The organism is Rubinisphaera margarita (assembly GCF_022267515.1).
GTDB lineage: Bacteria > Planctomycetota > Planctomycetia > Planctomycetales > Planctomycetaceae > Rubinisphaera > Rubinisphaera margarita.
The window spans coordinates 663,016-680,232 of sequence record NZ_JAKFGB010000014.1; the positions used below are offsets into that span (position 1 = coordinate 663,016).

The following is a 17,217-nucleotide window of genomic DNA, read 5'->3' on the forward strand; positions in this document are numbered from 1 at the left end:
CTCTTGTCGCTCCGCGACCCAGCCGTTTCGGCTGGGCCACCCATTGTTAACCCACTGTTCACCCCCCGGGAGTCGACATGGACGAGCTGCGAATCCGGGGAGGACATCGGCTGCAGGGAACGGTCTCCGTCTCTGGGGCGAAGAACGCCGCACTGCCGATCATGGCGGCGACTCTCGCCATTCCCGGGCGAACGATTCTGCACAACTTCCCGCGGCTGCGGGACACGAACAGCATGATTCAGCTGCTGACGCAGTTCGGCGTCGCGGTTGAATTTCTCGATGATCACACCATCGCTCTCGAATCGAGTGCAGTTTCCACCTGTCGAGCCGATTACGAACTCGTCCGCACGATGCGGGCCAGTGTTTGTGTCCTCGGCCCGCTGCTGGCGAGTCAGGGAGAAGCCTGCGTTTCCCTCCCCGGCGGCTGCAACATCGGCCATCGTCCGATCGACCTGCATCTGAAAGGACTCTCCGCACTCGGAGCGGAGATCGTCATCGATCAGGGCTACATCCACGCGTCCGCTCGCGAACTTCGTGGAGCAGAAATCTATCTCAGCGGGCCGCAGGGGAGCACGGTGACCGGCACCTGCAATGTGATGTCAGCTGCGGTGCTCTCTCGCGGAAGAACGATCATTCAGGCCGCAGCCTGCGAGCCGGAAGTGATTGACCTGGGTAACTTTCTGAACGCCTGCGGAGCTCAGATCACTGGTCTTGGAACCTCAACGCTGACGATCGACGGCGTCCGCGAACTGCAGGCAGTCGAGTACACCATCATTCCTGACCGCATCGAAGCCGCCACGTGGATGATGGCGGCGGGAATTACCGACGGCGACCTGACGATCGAAGGAGTTCGCGACGATCATCTGACAGCCGCGATCGAAACACTGCGGACAGCGGGATTAGCGATCGATCTTCAAGACGAAACCGCTCGCGTTCGCAGAGCAGGGGATCTCCAGCCGCTCGATGTGGTCGCGTTGCCGTTTCCCGGTTTTCCGACCGATCTGCAGGCCCAGCTGACCGCCATGATGTGCCTCGCGTCGGGCACGAGCGTCGTCACCGATCGCGTGTTCCCCGATCGCTTTCTGCACGCCGCCGAACTGCTGCGGATGGGAGCGAAGATCCGACGGGAAAGCAGTGGCGTTATCATCGAAGGGGTGAACGAACTCAGCGGAGCCTGTGTCATGGCTTCCGACCTGCGAGCCTCCGCTGCTCTGGTTCTGGCCGGACTGGCGGCTCGCGGCGAAACGGTCATCAGCCGGATTTACCACCTCGACCGGGGCTACGAAGATCTCGCCGGCAAGCTTTCCCGGCTCGATGCCGATGTCGAACGGCAGAAAGGCGGCCGGCCGAATACTCCGCAGTTTGCCGGTGCTCCCACGCCGTCCGCCTCCAAAACGTCGTCCAAAGGATAACCCCCACAGGGTGCCATGCTTGCATCGCCTCGTAGAGGCAGGACAGGCATGCCCATCGACCATCCTTTACACTCGGCCGGAGAAGGATCTGTCCTCAGGAGTCCTTTCGCAAGACAGATCCCTCATCACTTCCCGACAGACCGGAATCCACCGGCATGCTTGCCCTGCTGTCGCGATGCAGGCATGGCACCGGTTGGGATGAGAGTGGACACCTGACGAAGTCGGCTGCCCTTCGGACTTCAATCTGCGGTCCGGGGAACTATAATGCGGCTCGATTTTGCCGCGAACGTCTCGCTCGGGCAGCCCCGGCTGGCTGCCGCCCCGCTGCTAACCCCGCAGATTGACTGTACAACAGACACGACAGGACTGATTTCACGTGCTTAGAACTCATACTTGTGGCGAATTGCGAAAAGAACACGTCGGGCAGCAGGTCACCCTGTGCGGCTGGGTCGACAAATATCGCGATCACGCCGGCATCGTCTTCATCGACATTCGGGATCGGTACGGAAAAACGCAGATCAAATTCAACCTCGAAGACAACAGCGACATCCAGAAAGATGCTCGCGGCCTCCGCTATGAGGACGTCATTCAGGTCACGGGCGATGTCGTGGCCCGTCCGGATGATATGATCAATCCCAAGCTGTCGACCGGAGCGATTGAACTTCGCGTTTCGAACCTGAACGTTCAAAGCAAAGCCGCCACACCGCCATTTCTTCCCGCCAGCAGTGAATTGCCGAACGAAGAGCTTCGCCTGAAGCATCGCGTCGTCGATTTGCGACGTCCTGAACTGCAGAACGCACTGATCGCACGGCACCGTCTGACGAAGCTCGTTCGCGATTACTTCGACCGCCACGGCTTCCTCGACATCGAAACGCCCATTCTGGGCAAGAGTTCGCCGGAAGGGGCCCGCGATTATCTGGTGCCGTCGCGCGTTCATGAGGGCTGCTTCTATGCGTTGCCGCAGTCGCCGCAGATTTTCAAACAGCTGCTGATGTGCGGCGGTTTCGACCGTTACATGCAGATCGCCCGCTGCTTCCGCGATGAAGACCTGCGAGCCGACCGCCAGCCGGAGTTCACGCAGATCGACGTCGAAATGGCATTCGTCGAACAGAACGATGTGCTCGAAGTCATCGACGGACTCATCGCTGACGTCCTGCAGAAGATGAACGGCATCGAAATGACGACGCCGCTGCCTCGGTTCAGCTATGCCGACGTCATGGAACGCTTCGGCAGCGACAAGCCGGACATGCGATTCGGCATGGAACTGAACGATCTCGGCGACATCGCCAAAGAGTGCGGCTTCGGCGTCTTCAGCAAGACCATCGAAAGCGGCGGACGCGTTCGCGGCCTCGTCGCACCTCAGGCGGCTGAGAAGTACACCCGGAAGATGATCGATGAACTGACTGCCTTCGTCGGTGTGCACGGAGCGAAAGGGCTCGCGTTCTTCCGTGTCAACGAAAGTGGACTCGATTCGCCGATCGCCAAGTTCTTCTCGGATGAGCATCAGCAGGCGATCATCGAACGTGTTGGCGCCAAGCCGGGCGACTTGATTTTCTGTGTTGCAGATAAGGAAGCGGTTACCTCCGCTGCTCTGTCGGCTCTGCGAAATCGGCTCGGCAAAGAGCTCGAACTGTACGATCCAAAGTCGTTCTCCTGCCTGTGGGTACTCGACTTCCCACTGCTGCACTTCGATGCCGATGAGAAACGCTGGGTCGCCGAACATCATCCGTTCTGCTATCCGAATCCAGACGACATCGAACTCCTGAAGACCGATCCCGGCAAGGTGCGGGCGCAGTCGTACGACCTGGTCATCAACGGCTACGAAGCCGCCTCCGGCAGTATTCGTATTCATGACTCCAGGATTCAGCAGCAGGTGTTCGATCTGCTTGACATCGACGAAGAAGAAGCCGAGCTCCGGTTCGGGTTTCTGCTCGAAGGTCTCCGCTACGGCGCTCCTCCGCACGGCGGGGTCGCTCTTGGACTCGACCGCTGGGTGATGCTGATGTGCGGCTACGACAACATCCGCGACGTCATCGCCTTCCCGAAAACGCAGAAGGCTTCGGACCTGCTGAGCGGTGCTCCGTCGGAAGTCGAAGAGAAGCAGTTGAAAGAACTCCACATCCAGCTCGACCTGCCCAACGAGTAACCGGCTCGACAGCTAACCAGCTCGACAGTGGCATCTTCAGAAAGGCCCGTTATGACATCCGAACTGCATCCGCTGGCTCAGGACGTGAAACAGCATCTGGACAATCCGGATGACCGCTTCATGATGCTCGTCTACTTCACCGTGGAAGCGGGCAGGGAAGACGCCTTCAAACAGGCCTTTCATCGCCCGCTGCAGGAAACGGTCAAGGAAGAGGGCAACTGCACCTACCGGTTGATTCAACAGGCCAATGAACCGACCACGTTCATCGTGATCGAACACTGGAAGAGTCTGGCCGATCTGAACTCGCACCTGCACCAGCCGTATTTGGACGAACTGCTCGCCAACGTCGGCCCAATGCTCGCCGCGGAACCCAAGGTGGATGTGTTCCACGAGTACGTCGCGCTGTAAGCAACGTCGGGTGTCCCGAAAGACTCTTCCGGGACACCGCAGCCGGAGGAGTATGGGATTGGACCCGGAGGATTGGTGAGAGCCTTTCTCCGCGGGAAGACGAAGCGGAGCTGAATGTGCACACTCGCCAAACGGAATTCTCCTACGGCTTCGCCGCCCTGATAGCACAGCTGTCAGGGCCACCCCGATGAGATTGTCGGCGAGGGAAAAAAAACGCACTGCCAACTCAAGCAGTGCGTTTTTTTTGATAAGTCGACTGTGCAAGAACTCAAGAGTGAGTCTTCCCGGGTGGCCCCGAAAGATTCTTTCGGGGCGGCGCAGCCGTAGGAGTCCGGGAATGGATCTCCTGCTGCAAGTCCCCGTTCGGCTGCTCGAAGCGAAGGATCAGTTCTTCGGACGCCCAGCAGCATCTTCCGACGGCTTCGCCACCCCGATGAGATCGCAGGTCTACTGTGGTGGACGACCCGGACGTCCGTTGCGGCCTGGAGGGGGACCGCCGGGACGGCCGCCGGGTCTGTTGAAGCGTTCTGGTTTAGAGATGCCGCCTTTGATGGTGTGATCGTCGTCATCCGGCACGGTGCGTCCGAGGACGATATCGAAGTTCGCCGCCAGTTCGCCGATCGGGGAATCGGGGATCGGTTTGAAGTCGGCCATCACGGTTTCGCGGAGTTCCGGATCACGGATCGAACGGAAGACCCCATCGCGCTCGTTCTGTGGGTTCCCTTTCACCAGCAACTGAGTCGTCAGCACACGGCGGCCGTTCATGCTGACCGCGACGTGAATATGCGGCGTCCGTCCGGGATACGAAACCGGTTTGATCGTGCGGAAGTAGTATTCGCCACTGGAGTCGGTGAAGAAGCGGCCGTAGCCCTGGAAGTTCTTGTCGCGACTCTCGGCGTTGTTGCTGCCGGAGTGGATGTAGGCCCCTTCGTTGTCGACCTGCCAGATCTCGATGAACGCATTTCGCATCGGCTTGCCGGTGCTGCCGAGAATCTTGCCGGTCAGATGCGTGATCTCGCCGACGGCCGGCGTGGTCGAATCGTTGATCACCAGCAGATCATTGTCGGTATCGAGCGGCAGCTTGTCGGGATAGAACGGGCCTTCCGTCATGCCCGGGGTTGTCAGCATTTCGGCGAACAGCCCGGATGTCGTCCAGCAGGCGGCGGTCACAGCCGAGGCGGAGCGCAGGAAATCACGGCGGGTGCGAATCAGCATCATTTTCTCCTTCACAGTTTACTCTGAAGTATCGAACACCGTTCGAGAGGAAAGGTTTCGCCGGCGACTGAGGCAAAGGCATTCGCCCCACCGGGATGCTCCGGAATCATTCTGTCAATTGTCGTCCGCGTCGGTCGTATCGTACACCCCGAATCCGCCGCGGATTTCGCGTGGGATGTAACGATTCGTGGTCGCTCCGCCACATTCAGGATGCCGTGAATCGACATCGAAAGATGCGCCCGAACAGTCTTTTGCCTGCAGAACAGGCCTCTCCGCACTCCAGTGGAAACTGGCATCACGATTGCTTCATAGGCGTTCATGAGCCGTTCCCAACGCCAATGTCTGAATCACATGCTGCAGGTTGCAGTCCTCGGAGGACTCTGTGCCCTGTTCTCCGGAACTTCGCTGGAAGCCGGCGAGTATGTCAAACTGCTGCTGGTCGATGGGAGGACACCCGTGGGGCAGCTGGTTCCTCAGGAGCCCGACAGCGAATTTGTGATGTTGCAGTCGAGCACGAACAACATCGCGCTCGTGAGCCGCTTTCCGCGGTGGATGGTGAGAGACATCCAACCCATCGACGCCCTGTTCGTCGATGCCCCGAATGAACCGGCGTTTGAACCTCCACGGAATCCGGTTGAGATTCGTAATCAACCCGAGATCCAGAGCCTGAAGATTCGCGCCGGTTTCGATTCCTGGGATCGAGACACGCAACCGGACGGCCTGACCGTCGAGATCTTTCCCCGGGCGGCACGTCGTTTACCAGTCGACGCCGAAGGGACGATCACGTTCGAACTCTTCGCCGAACGCCAGCATCCGCTTCCGCATGAAGAACGGTTTGAATCGATCGGCCGCTGGTCGGTCGAGCTCAGCAGTGAAGACTACATCCGCCCTGGTGTCGCAGTGGTGGAGCTTCCGTGGCGGAATACCGAGCCGTACGAGAACAATGAATGGAAACCGCTCGGCTTGCTGACCGCCCGCCTGTTCGTCGCCGGTGTCGGCACGTTCGACGCTTCAGATGCGAATGTCCCTCTCCGCGAGTGGAGCCGCTTCCGCGACGATCTGGGACTGCATCGTGGTTCCCGGTATGAACTGGAACCGTAGAGTCTACTCCGGTCGAACCAGCTGCATTCTCAACGAGATTGATCCTTCATTGTCAGCCAGCTGCCCCCAGTCATCCCGGCAACGAACATAGAGCTGGCCATCTCCGCGAGCCGTGAAGGATTCTTCGTTACCGAGATCGAAGGGCTCGCTCAGCTCGTAATCGTTGAACAGGATTCCAATCAGTCGTCCGTTGCCATCGTCATCACCGGCAGCCGTCAGCTCTTCACCATCGGGCTCGATGGACCATTCTCCGGTGGTTGCAATGCTGTAGGTGTTGCCTTCTTCCACTTCGAGACGTGATGCCTGCCAACCTGCCCGAGCTTCGATTTTCGATGTGACCGTCCGGCTGCCGCGGGCCGGAGTGAATTTCGTTTTCCAGTCCCAGCTGCACAGATCGACGCGATAGCCGACAGACAGGTTCTCGACGAACAGCTTGTGCTCGAACTCGATTTCTTTCGACATGGATCCATAAACGGTCCAGAACGTGACGCCGGGGACTTCGGTCATCAGGGCCAGTCCGAGCGGTTTGAATCGCTGAGTGTAATTCTCGTTGAAGCCAAGCAGATGGCAGAGGGTCCATCGCCAGGAATAATTCTGCCAGGAGTCGCCGGTGAACTGGTTCAGATCAACGATGTCCTTCAACGGTTTCCGTTCGACCGACTTCAGGTACTTGATGACGTAGGGATCGCATGTGACCGATTTGTCTTTCGGGTCCTGCCAGTACTTGCCGACCTCGGCCATTCCCTCGCTGTACCAGACCGGCCCTGTACTGCCGAACGCCTGAGCACAGTAGGCGTGCACGGCTTCGTGCTGTGGCGTTCCCCGATCGGCAATGGCATAGACGATCGCCTTCGCCTGCCAGACGTTGCCGATCGTTCGTTTCTGCGTCATCGTCAGTCCGCCGCCCGATGTCACCGAGTCCCAGGCCTGAGGCGGGATCGTGTCCCGAGACCAGTGGGCGATGTCTTCAAAGACGTAGATCTCGATCAGGCCCGCGTTCTTCTTTCCCCAGTAGCGAGAGATCAGATCGAGCATCGTTTCAAGCCGCTCGAGCAGTTCGGCGGATTCCTCTTTATCCAGATCCGTACGGAGCAGGAAATTGCGGGAACGATACTCGCCGATGGTCGCCGTCCGTTCGTCAGCCTTTACAGAACTGGACAGAAGCGGACAAAGCAGCATCACCAGCAGACAGGCGAAACGGTCGAAGCGGTGGAACATAGGGCCTCCAATTCCGGCAGACGACAGATCGCCTCGTTCAATCGAATAGGAGAGGAGCACGCGCGAGGGAATCGTCGGCAAATTTCCGGAATTTTTTTCAGGTCGACTAAAACTGGACGTATGATCCGTTTTCGTGATCCGTCGTTATGACTGGACCGAGACATTATTCGGAGCGGATCGATGAAGAAGTTTTCGAAGCAGGTATTCGTGTTCCTCGCCGGGATCCTGATGGGATTGTATCTGGGCGAGGTCTATATCGGGAGTTCGTATCAGGTCGGCTGGACCGTCGGATATTCGGAAGCTTCACAGCTGTTCAAGGAAACGCTCGAAGCCTACCGGACCGCTGATGTGATGAAGTCGGCCCGGAACGGGGCGGCGCCGGCCGAATGAGAAAACTCAGCCCGGAAATGCACCTGGCGGGATTCGAACCCACGACCTACGGTTTAGGAAACCGTTGCTCTATCCTACTGAGCTACAGGCGCCGAGATCACAGCGGGACACGAGTTTATCATCTCAAGTTCTCTTTTGCACTCGGCCTTCCGGCGAAGAACTCGCTACGCGGGCCACTCCACTTTGAGTTTTTCCGCCAGCGCCTGCAGTTGTTCAAGAGTGTCTGCTGAGAGTTCGAACGCTTGCTCCTTGATGGCGGCTCGGGTGGCATGTTCTCCCTTGAAGGCGTCGACATGTTCGCTCAGGGCGTCAACCGTTTTCTTCATCGCGGCTTCTCCGGCAAACGCCGCCGGATCGATGACGAGAATGAAATGCTCGAACCGTTCGTGCAGGGGGCCCCGTGTTTTTGCAGAGGGGACTTTTGATCCGGTCAGTCCGCTGGTGAGCATCGCGTGAAGCATGCCAACGGTGTAGGAGAGCTCGCCGGGCAGCTGATGCTGCAGGGGACGATCTTCGCCGAAGGAGAACTCGTAGCCGGCCAGAGTCCCGCCATCGGGAAAAGCGAATGCGGCTGGCTGGCGACCGAAACGGAGTCCTTCGAGGGGGGCGTCGGGGTCCCGCTTGGGAGCAGGCGTGCTGGTCAGGCAGCAGCCAATCATTCCGGCTCGGGCCGCCATGCAGGCATAGACCAGCGGCGTGCCCAGACTCTGGCTGTTGGAGATCGCCGCTGCTCCCAGTCCCACAGTCCGGGCTTTGTCAATCGCCGCCTGGGTCCCCTTGGATGCCGCGACGTGCCCCATCCCCTCATTGGCATCGAACAGGATCGTGCCGGGCGTTTCGGACTTCTTCATTGCCAGGGCACGGGGATCAATATCTCCGACATCAATCGACTGAACCGAACTGAGCACGCTGACGCACCCGAACTCGGCCCGTCCGATGCGATCGGCTTCAATCATCCGTTGGGCGACCGTCTCGGCCTCGACAGCGTACATACCCTTCCGGATGAAGATACTCGCCAGCACCTTGGCCATGTCCGATGATGTCATACACCAGTTCTCCGATCGTTGTTCCACTGTGCAAGGCGATTCGAGTGCGGGCAGATCGCCTGCGGCCTTGTCTCAAGTCTAGGGAAAACGACTGGTAAACTCCATCGGCCGCACGTCCTTTCGTGAGTACGATAGAGAAGAGCAATCCGAAGACCACGGGAGAAGGCATATGAGCGACACCGAGAACGAACCGGTAAAAGAAAGTCCAGGCGTCCTGAAACTGATCTGCGGCTCCGCGGTGACGCTGGGCGTGGCCATCACCGCCGCCGTGACATCGTTGTCTACAGAAGAAATTGCCGTGGGAATCACCGCCTGGGTGGCGGCCACGGTCATTGGAGCCAGTGCGATGATCGCCGCGTTCCGACAAAGTTGATCGCGTGAAAAATGAGACAGCCTCTCGCCCAAAGTGAGCGAAAGGCTGTCAACTTCTCTGGTTCAGAGGGCATTCGCTGCTCGAGCAAAATCAAAATTCGACTGCAGGAGAAGCGTGAAAAGCCCTAGCTGAAGAGCTTCGTTACGGCGTGAGCCTTCACCAGTTCGCGTGGCTGGTTCAGGTGATTGTAGACGATCGATTCCGGATCGATGCCGAAGGCGTGGTAGATCGTCGCCAGGAGTTCACCCGGGTGGACTGGGTCGACGAGCGGAGCCGAGGCCGTTTTGTCGGACTGACCATAAACCGCTCCCCGCTGAATGCCGGCACCCGCGAGCAGCGCGGTGTAACAATACGGCCAGTGATCGCGACCATCGGCGCTGTTGCCGTTTCCGGAGGTACTGACCCCTTTCTGCGGACTGCGACCGAATTCACCGACGGCGACCACCAGAGTTTCGTCAAGCATGCCGCGCTCGTCGAGATCGGTGATGAGACCATAAAGTCCGCTGTCGAGCATCGGGCCCGACTTGGTTTTCATGCGGTCAGTCAGTCCGACGTGATGGTCCCAGGAATGATTGTCGGAGTTCGCCACTTTCGGCCAGATGACCTCGACAACCTTGGTGCCGGCTTCGACCAGACGGCGTGCGAGCAGACAGCTCTGACCGAAGGTGTTGCGGCCGTAGCGATCACGCAGCTCCGCCGATTCACGATCGATCGAGAAGGCGTCCCGAGCCCGGCCCGAAACAACCAGTTCCAGCGCCCGGTCGTAGTACTCGTTCAGACTCGACTTGGCCACGGCTTTATCGATCTCGGGCATCAAGTCGTTGATCTGATCCCGCAATCGAGCCCGACGTTCCAGGCGAGAAGCGTAGACTTCCGGTCGCAGCTTCAGATCGTCGACCTTGATGCGGTTCAACTTCTCCATGTCCATGTCGTCGCCGTCCGGATACAGCGTATACGGATCGAACGCCTTGCCGAGGAAGCCGGCCGTGCCCCCTTTGCCGACAACATTACTTTCCTGCAGAGGACGGGGCAGCATCACGAACGGCAGCATCGGCACTTCGGAAGGCTTCATGCGAATGATGTTGGAGCCGAAGTTCGGGAAGTCCTTCGGCGTCGGCGGTTCAAGCTGGCCGGACGGGCTGACCTTATCGGTCGTGTAGCCGGTCATCATTTGATAGATCGCCGCGGTGTGATTGAACAGACCGTTCGGCGTGTAGCTCATCGAGCGGACGAGAGTGGTCTTGTCCAGCACCTTGGCCAGATTGGGCAGGATCTCAGTGACCTTTACGCCGGGCAGAGCGGTATCGATCGCCTTGAATTCGCTACGTACTTTGTCGGGAACGTTCTCCTTCGGATCCCACAGGTCGATATGGCTCGGTCCACCTTGCAGGTAAACCATGATAATGCTCTTGGCCTGCCCCCACCCGGGAACGGCTGCTCCGGAAATCTTGGCGGCGGCCGAAGCCGACTTCAACTCCAGCATCGAGCCGAGGCTGAGACCGAGCATGCTGGAGCCACCGACCCGCAACACGTCGCGGCGAGTGAGCCCGAGGTGCTGATCGCACATATCTTTTCCGCGTTGACCTTTGATCGAAAACATGACTTTCTCCCATCGCGATTGAAATCGGCGGACTGTGAGTTGGAACGGTTTACCGGTTGAACAAAAACGCTGGGCTGTTGATCAGAGCCCAGGTCAGATCCTGGGCAGCGGTCAACCGCTCATTCTCAAGGAGCTTGGAACTCATTTCAACATCCTGTCGCAGCTGCACCAGACCGGGATCATCCTTGACGGGACGCTCGGCATTCACGACCGCGGCTTCGAGTTGCTGCAGTTTCGCGTCGGGCGGAAGCGGCTTTCGGGCCTCGGCAACAGCTGCCGTGAGCTTCTGATAGTCATCATCGAACCGTTGGAAGAACTCGAGCAGCTCGGCCGTCTGTTCGTTGGTTCGTTCTTCGGCCGGCACTTGCACCAGTTCAGCGAACTGCTGAGGCAGCCCCAGTGGAATCGGCTTCCTGGCTGTCGTCACGGACAACCGGAAGCAGCCGAGCCAGTGCTTCTTGTCCTGATACCGTTGATGCATCACGAACTTGAGTCGGGTCTTTCCGGACCCTGCTTTCGGCTCCTTCACTTCGAAAGTGGCCCAGTGAACCTTGCCCTGCTGCGGCGAAACTGCCCAGCCGTTGCCGTTCACACGCTTATCGCCATCGATCGCCGTTTTGACTTCGTAACTCCCCTGGCTGAAGTCGGCCTGGGCGTTGTGCAGCACGATCTGTTCCGGCTTGCTCTTCGGGTCACTGGCGTCGGATGCGAAAACTTCAAAGTCGGTGAGGACGAAGTTGCCACCCCCGTGACCAGGCCCCTGTCGTGGCAAATCCGGGTGAGTCAACGCTTCCAGGCGAATCGCCGTCACTTCGGACAGGTCGGTCTCGGCAATGATCTCATAATGCCCCTGACCTTCGACCAGTTTGGCGAGCACGATGCCGTCGTCCGAAGCCGTCAACTCGGCTTTCGTGGAAGCACTCATCTCCGTCGGCTGGAGCGTGGTCCAGTCCACGGAAGTGGATTCAACCTGTTTGGCCAGCCATTCGTTGAACGGCTTTTCAATATCGGTTTTGTATTCGGCGACTTTAGTTTCAGCGTCCTTGATCCGCTTCTGCCGTGCCTCCTCAGCGGCGGCCAGTCGGGGAGCCAGGTCGACCTTGTAATCTTCCAGCGTCTTTTTCGCCGCGGCGATCTTCTCGACGCGTTCCTGCTCCTTCTCAGCTCGGAGCGGTTTCCACCACTCTTCCATCTCAGTCAGGCGTTTCGCGAGCTGCTCGTGAGCATCGTCGACCGTGCTGAAGATCGGCAAGGTAGTCGCGATTTCCTTCTCCGTCGCAGGGCGGTTCAGGATTCGCAGGAACAGGGCATCGATGAGCTTCTGGTTGTCCGGCGTATTCTTCACAAGTTCGGGCAACGCGTTCTTGGGATCGGCGATGGCGTCGGCAACGGTCTGTCCGCTCACCAGTGCCATCACGGAACCGAGTTGAACATCGTTAGACCGCTCGCACTCGCAGGAGCTTTCGCGAGCCGGACGTCCGAAGTTGCTGAGGAAGCCGTCGGATAGCTTAATCTGAGCGTCGGCCAGTTCAGCCGCCCGTGTTCCCGGCGGAACGCCCGGAATCTTTGATTGCGCTCCGGTCACGCGGTGAATCGCGTCGTAGAGCGTTTCAGCGGAAAGTCGACGGGCCTGGGCGTGGGAGAAGTTGATCGTGTCATCCTCGTTCCACGTGTTCGTCGCCAAAGACAACTGATAGGTCCGCGACTTCACGATGAGTCTTACGAGATGCTGAACGTCGAATCCACTGGTGATGAACTCTTCGGTCAGATAGTCGAGCAGTTCCGGATTCGTCGGCGGGTTGCCGGCACGGATATCATCGATCGGTTCAATAATCCCGACGCCGAACATGTAACCCCACATTCGGTTCGCGTAGCTTCGGGCGAAGTAATAGTTGTCGGGAGACGTCATCCAGCTCGCCAGCTGTTCGCGACGGCTTACGGCCTCCTCGACCTGGACCTCTTCACTGTAAGGAAACTCGGGAGCGACAACCTGACCGGTCCGCTGGTGCGTGATGTCGCCGTCCTTCTTGTCAAGAACGATTTCATACAGCGGTTTGCCTGACTCGACAGCCGAACCCCCGATGTTCTTACCTTTACTCTCCGGATCGGCTTTCAGGCCGACCTGGGCGAAGAAGGCCGCCGTTTCGTAGTACTGGTCCTGAGTCCAGCGTTCGAACGGATGGTCGTGACATTTGTTGCAGTTGAATCGCACGCCGAGGAACAGATGCGTCGTGTTCTCCATCGTGTCTTCAGGAGTTCGCAAGACCTTGAAGTAAGAAGCTGGCGGGTTCTCCCGGTTGGAACCGGTCGCCGTCAGAATCTCGTTCACGAATTCGTCATACGGTCGATTCTCGGCCACCTGTGTGCGGATCCACTCACGGAATGCATTCGCTCCCTCGCGGCCCAGGAATTTTCCGTTTACCTGCAGGAGATCGGCCCACTTGTTGGAGAAGTGAGCGATGTACTCTTCCGAGCCGACCAGGTAGTCGATCATCGCGTCCCGCTTTTCACGGCTCGGACGTGGATCGGCCAGAAACGACTGCACGCCTTCCGTCGTCGGCGGAAGTCCGGTCAGATCGAGCGTGACCCGACGGAGAAACTCGGCGTCGTCGCAGATTTCCGACGGCTGAATCTTCATCCGCTTCCACTTCGCGGAGACGAGTTCATCGACCTTGTTGAATGTTTCGGGCTCTTCCCAGACGAAGCCGGTCCGATCGCCCATCACAGTCAGAGTGGTCGCCGCGTAAGCCCCTTCGTAGCGAGCCAGAATCGGAGCCTCGCCGCGACGGATCGATGTCAGCAAACCATTGCTGCTGATCGTTGCCACTTCGGTGTTTCCACTTTCGACGAACGACTCGTACGTCACGTCGCGGGTCTTACCATCGGCGTAGGTTGCGACAACGCGCACCTGTTGACGGGAGCCGATTGTCTGAATGGTCGGGTTTCTGGGAAAGACATCAATCGAAACGACGCGCGGCGCCGACTGGTTGAGGGTTGCCCCGTCAGCCAGCCAACTGCGGAGGATACGGTAGTACTGATGATCCGAAGTCGTCAGCTGTCCGCCAACATGCGGCACGCCGCCAATGGCTTTCAGCAGCATCAACGATTCATCGGGAGCAGCCGTGTTGGCTCGACGGGAAGCATGGTCATCCGTCAAAGCCCGCACGTCGAAGATGGGATCATAACCCCGTAATGAGAGCTTGAAGCCGGCTTTGCCAGCCTGAGCTCCGTGGCACGTTCCCTGATTGCAACCGAGCTTGGACATGACCGGCGTCACATCGCGAATGTAATCGACATGCAGTTCCGCCTGCTGATTCTCGACCTGCAAAGGAATCGAAACCTTCTGACCATTGAGCGATGCGGTCAGTTCCGTCGAGCCATCGCCGCGACCGCGGAGCAGTCCGAGCGAGTCCACTTCCGCGACCTGCGGATCGACTTCGAACTTCACCGAGCGGGTGACATCGAGTCGATCACCGGCTGCCGTCGTGGCGGTGACGACCAGCTGGGTATAGGCCAGCGGTCCGGAAAGCGAGACCTTCGGCGGGGTGATGGACAGCTTTTGAATCTCAGTCGGCACACTGTCCGAGCCGTCTGAATTGGTGGCTCCAAACTTCCACGAAGATTCACTCGCAGCCAGCGAGGCCGGAGCTTCGCTGAGCGGGTAGAGATCAGACTCTCGCACCAGTGTCAGATCCGTCGTACTGAAAACGCGAACCTTTCCATCGGTGCTGGTCACGGCAATCTGCTTTCCATCCGGATGGAACGCGAGAGCATAAGCACCGCGACCTGGGATGGGGACCTCTTTGATTTTGACGACGCCAGCGGTCCGCGCTTCGTCGACCTTCTTCGTCTCTTCCGCGTTCCGCTGGGCGACTCGTTTCTCGAGAATCTTCTTCATCTCGTCGGTCAGGCCGCCGTCGGTGTCGTAGGAGTAAACGGCAAGATACCCCTTGCCATCGTTGCTGCTGGCCGCGGCCAGTGTCTTGCCATCCTGGCTGTAGCCAACATCGAAAATACGCCCCGGCATTCCGGGCATTTCGCGAACGAGGTTGGCATCATCGCCGATGACGCGTTTGGTGAGTCGCTGAATGCGGTAGGTTCGCGGCGTGCCGTCCGCTCCGCCGACTAGAATTTCATCCCGTTCCGGATGCATTTGCACGGCGGCCAGTCCGCCTGTCAGAGCTCCCGGCGTGATCGAGGTGATGTTGTCGACAAACCGCTGCGTTTCGAACTCGGTCAGCTTGGCTGTTCCATCGCGACCTACGGAGACGACATGCGAACCATCGACGGAGAATGCGGTGTCCAGAACCCAGTCGCTGTGTGATCCCTGAAACAGGACTTCTTTTCCGGTTGCGGCTTCAATGACCCGCACACTGTTGTCGCTGCAGCCGAAAGAGATCTTCGTGCCGTCCGGCGACCAGCTCGCTCCGTAAACGGTGTCGTACGTGATCTGCTTCGACATCAGCAATTCGGCTTTGGCGACATCCCAGACCTGAATCTCACCCATACGAGCGGGCACGCCGCCGGCGACCGCCAGGCGGGTTCCATCGGGAGAGAACGTCACCGATTCAATGCGGTCGGAGACGCCAATCAGTCGCGAGACGATACCACTGCCGTCGGCTTTGTGAATGAGCACTTCATGGTGACCAGCCGCGGCAACCAGCGAGCCGTCTGGCGAAAAGTCGAGTGAAGTCGTAACGGGCGGCCGCGTATAAACGGGAGGATGTTCGGCATCGTAAACGACCTGAGCCGAAGCCGGCGTATCGTTATGGGCGCCCTGCTGAATCCAGGTCCGAACCAGATCGATCTGCTCGGGTGACAGGGGCGCCTTTCCCTTCGGCATCAGGGCTTTGCCCTCGTCCAGCGTGATCTGCTCGACGAGATAACTCTCCTCGGGCTTGCCGGGAACGACAGCCGCCAGAGTCGATTCTCCCCCTCTGGTGAGCAGGGAGAAGTCGGTCATCACGTAATCGCCGAGCGCCTTGGCTGGCTGGTGACATCCCTGGCAGTGCGCCTGGAAGATCGGCTTGATTTGCGTGTGATAGCTGACGACAGCGGGAGGTGTTTCGGCCGCTGGAGCAGGTTCTGCATCGGCGAACAGCGAGCCAGTCGATGCGACGATCAGCGAACAGATAGCCAGAAGGCCATGAAAGCGTGCGGTAACCATGAGCTTAAACCCGGACCTGTCAGGCGCGTGGGTGTCCGATCACAGCTTCCAGAGACAAGCGCACTCTGGCAAAGCGGAAGTCGGAACGGACATTAACTACGTCTAACGAAGATCGTACGAAACAAAAATCGTTAAGTAATGCCGATCCGCTGCAAGGCGCCCGCACCGAAGTTGAGTTGCGTCTCATTTCGTGTACGGGGAAGAAGACCTGAGGCAGGCGATGAAAATCGAGTCCGAAGAACTCTGTTTCCGGTTGGGACGCCCTTACAGGTACGGTAGCCGAGTCACTCTACTCAGCAGGCAGGTTCATATCGATATCAGATTATGCAACCTGCCACCGACTTTGCAAGTGGAGTTTCGAATTTTTCACACCCGCGATTCGCTCCGCGGAACCGCCATTCGGGACGATTCCGTAGGGCTTTCAGACAGGCGTGGCACGCCAGACAGAATCGCCGTCAGCACCGGCACGAAGATAATCATGCTGGCCAGGCTGTTCCGATAAAACGGGATCGCCTGCACGAAGCACTCCGTCAACCCAGCCAGATTGCGGGTGTACAGCATTTCCGAGCCGAGTCCCCACACCAGCACGTTCGTCACGACAAAGAACAGGGTCGCTCCGATTACGCCACTTCCCAGGTTGAACGCGACTGATTCCAGATAGCTGTCGCTCTTCTGCAGACGGCTGCCAATCGCACCCAGTCCGATCAGGCCCAGAGCGAGCACGTAAATCAGCGGCTGATGCGGATAGAAGGCCCATTCGAAGTGACCCGATGCCGTCCAGATGCCCAGATCGCCCAGCAGCCAGACTCCCATTGTCAGACCGATCGCCAGCTTCCGTGACAGTGACGCCCCCGCCACAATCGCCAGCGGCATCAGTGGCGAGAAGTTCCACACGTACGACCCGAACTGCGTCGGATCGAGATTCCAGTCGAGCCGGTAAAACACATACGGCATCACCTTCGCGGCAATCGCCAGCAGAGCCAGCATGCTCAACAGAATCCAGCGGGATGGAGAGAGTTTTACAGGAGACGTTGACGACACGAGGTTGTCCTTTATCAGATAGATTCAAACACTCTGGAGTGTATCGAAGACTCGGTATAGGAAAGATCCCGAGCGGACCAGGTCCACCCGGGAGGATCTC

At 58.8% G+C, this 17,217-nt stretch carries 12 protein-coding genes and 1 tRNA gene; 6 read left to right on the forward strand and 7 right to left on the reverse strand.

Annotated features, from left to right (window positions below):
- Positions 1-77: 77 nt before the first annotated feature.
- The 3 genes from murA to L1A08_RS15550 all read left to right on the forward strand — a co-directional run bounded on the left by murA (position 78) and on the right by L1A08_RS15550 (position 3,966).
- A complete protein-coding gene (gene murA / locus L1A08_RS15540; protein ID WP_238757360.1) occupies positions 78-1,412 on the forward strand; it encodes a UDP-N-acetylglucosamine 1-carboxyvinyltransferase in 1,335 nt (444 codons plus the stop codon).
- A gap of 376 nt (positions 1,413-1,788) precedes the next feature.
- The gene (gene aspS, locus L1A08_RS15545) at positions 1,789-3,558 is read left to right on the forward strand and encodes an aspartate--tRNA ligase (RefSeq protein ID WP_238757361.1); all 1,770 of its coding nucleotides are present in this window, start codon (positions 1,789-1,791) and stop codon (positions 3,556-3,558) included.
- A gap of 51 nt (positions 3,559-3,609) precedes the next feature.
- Positions 3,610-3,966 (forward strand): putative quinol monooxygenase, encoded by a 357-nt coding sequence (locus L1A08_RS15550; protein ID WP_238757362.1) that lies wholly within the window; start codon positions 3,610-3,612, stop codon positions 3,964-3,966.
- Between the two features lie 447 nt (positions 3,967-4,413).
- Here the strand turns inward: L1A08_RS15550 and L1A08_RS15555 are convergent, their stop codons facing one another.
- Positions 4,414-5,181 (reverse strand): protocatechuate 3,4-dioxygenase, encoded by a 768-nt coding sequence (locus tag L1A08_RS15555; protein WP_238757363.1) that lies wholly within the window; start codon positions 5,179-5,181, stop codon positions 4,414-4,416.
- A 351-nt stretch (positions 5,182-5,532) separates the two neighbouring features.
- On the opposite strand from L1A08_RS15555, the gene L1A08_RS15560 reads away from it, so the two are divergent.
- A complete protein-coding gene (locus L1A08_RS15560; protein ID WP_238757364.1) occupies positions 5,533-6,282 on the forward strand; it encodes a hypothetical protein in 750 nt (249 codons plus the stop codon).
- A 3-nt stretch (positions 6,283-6,285) separates the two neighbouring features.
- Here the strand turns inward: L1A08_RS15560 and L1A08_RS15565 are convergent, their stop codons facing one another.
- The gene (locus tag L1A08_RS15565; RefSeq protein ID WP_238757365.1) at positions 6,286-7,500 is read right to left on the reverse strand and encodes a hypothetical protein; all 1,215 of its coding nucleotides are present in this window, start codon (positions 7,498-7,500) and stop codon (positions 6,286-6,288) included.
- A 180-nt stretch (positions 7,501-7,680) separates the two neighbouring features.
- On the opposite strand from L1A08_RS15565, the gene L1A08_RS15570 reads away from it, so the two are divergent.
- Positions 7,681-7,890, forward strand: coding sequence for a hypothetical protein (locus L1A08_RS15570; protein WP_238757366.1), 210 nt, complete (start codon positions 7,681-7,683; stop codon positions 7,888-7,890).
- Between the two features lie 18 nt (positions 7,891-7,908).
- Here the strand turns inward: L1A08_RS15570 and L1A08_RS15575 are convergent.
- Both L1A08_RS15575 and L1A08_RS15580 read right to left on the reverse strand, forming a co-directional pair.
- Positions 7,909-7,982, reverse strand: a tRNA-Arg gene (locus tag L1A08_RS15575).
- A gap of 72 nt (positions 7,983-8,054) precedes the next feature.
- Positions 8,055-8,936 (reverse strand): Ldh family oxidoreductase, encoded by an 882-nt coding sequence (locus tag L1A08_RS15580; RefSeq protein WP_238757367.1) that lies wholly within the window; start codon positions 8,934-8,936, stop codon positions 8,055-8,057.
- A gap of 169 nt (positions 8,937-9,105) precedes the next feature.
- On the opposite strand from L1A08_RS15580, the gene L1A08_RS15585 reads away from it, so the two are divergent.
- Positions 9,106-9,309: a hypothetical protein gene (locus L1A08_RS15585; RefSeq protein ID WP_238757368.1), complete on the forward strand. Its 204-nt coding sequence runs from the start codon at positions 9,106-9,108 to the stop codon at positions 9,307-9,309.
- 124 nt (positions 9,310-9,433) lie between these two features.
- Here L1A08_RS15585 and L1A08_RS15590 read toward each other — a convergent pair whose 3' ends face one another.
- The 3 genes from L1A08_RS15590 to L1A08_RS15600 all read right to left on the reverse strand — a co-directional run bounded on the left by L1A08_RS15590 (position 9,434) and on the right by L1A08_RS15600 (position 17,117).
- Entirely contained in the window at positions 9,434-10,909 is a 1,476-nt protein-coding gene (locus L1A08_RS15590; RefSeq protein ID WP_238757369.1) for a DUF1501 domain-containing protein, read from the reverse strand.
- A gap of 49 nt (positions 10,910-10,958) precedes the next feature.
- Entirely contained in the window at positions 10,959-16,076 is a 5,118-nt protein-coding gene (locus tag L1A08_RS15595; RefSeq protein WP_238757370.1) for a DUF1549 domain-containing protein, read from the reverse strand.
- A 366-nt stretch (positions 16,077-16,442) separates the two neighbouring features.
- Positions 16,443-17,117 carry a DUF6580 family putative transport protein gene (locus tag L1A08_RS15600; protein ID WP_238757371.1) on the reverse strand — a complete coding sequence of 225 codons (675 nt, stop codon included), beginning with the start codon at positions 17,115-17,117 and terminating at the stop codon, positions 16,443-16,445.
- Positions 17,118-17,217: the final 100 nt, after the last annotated feature.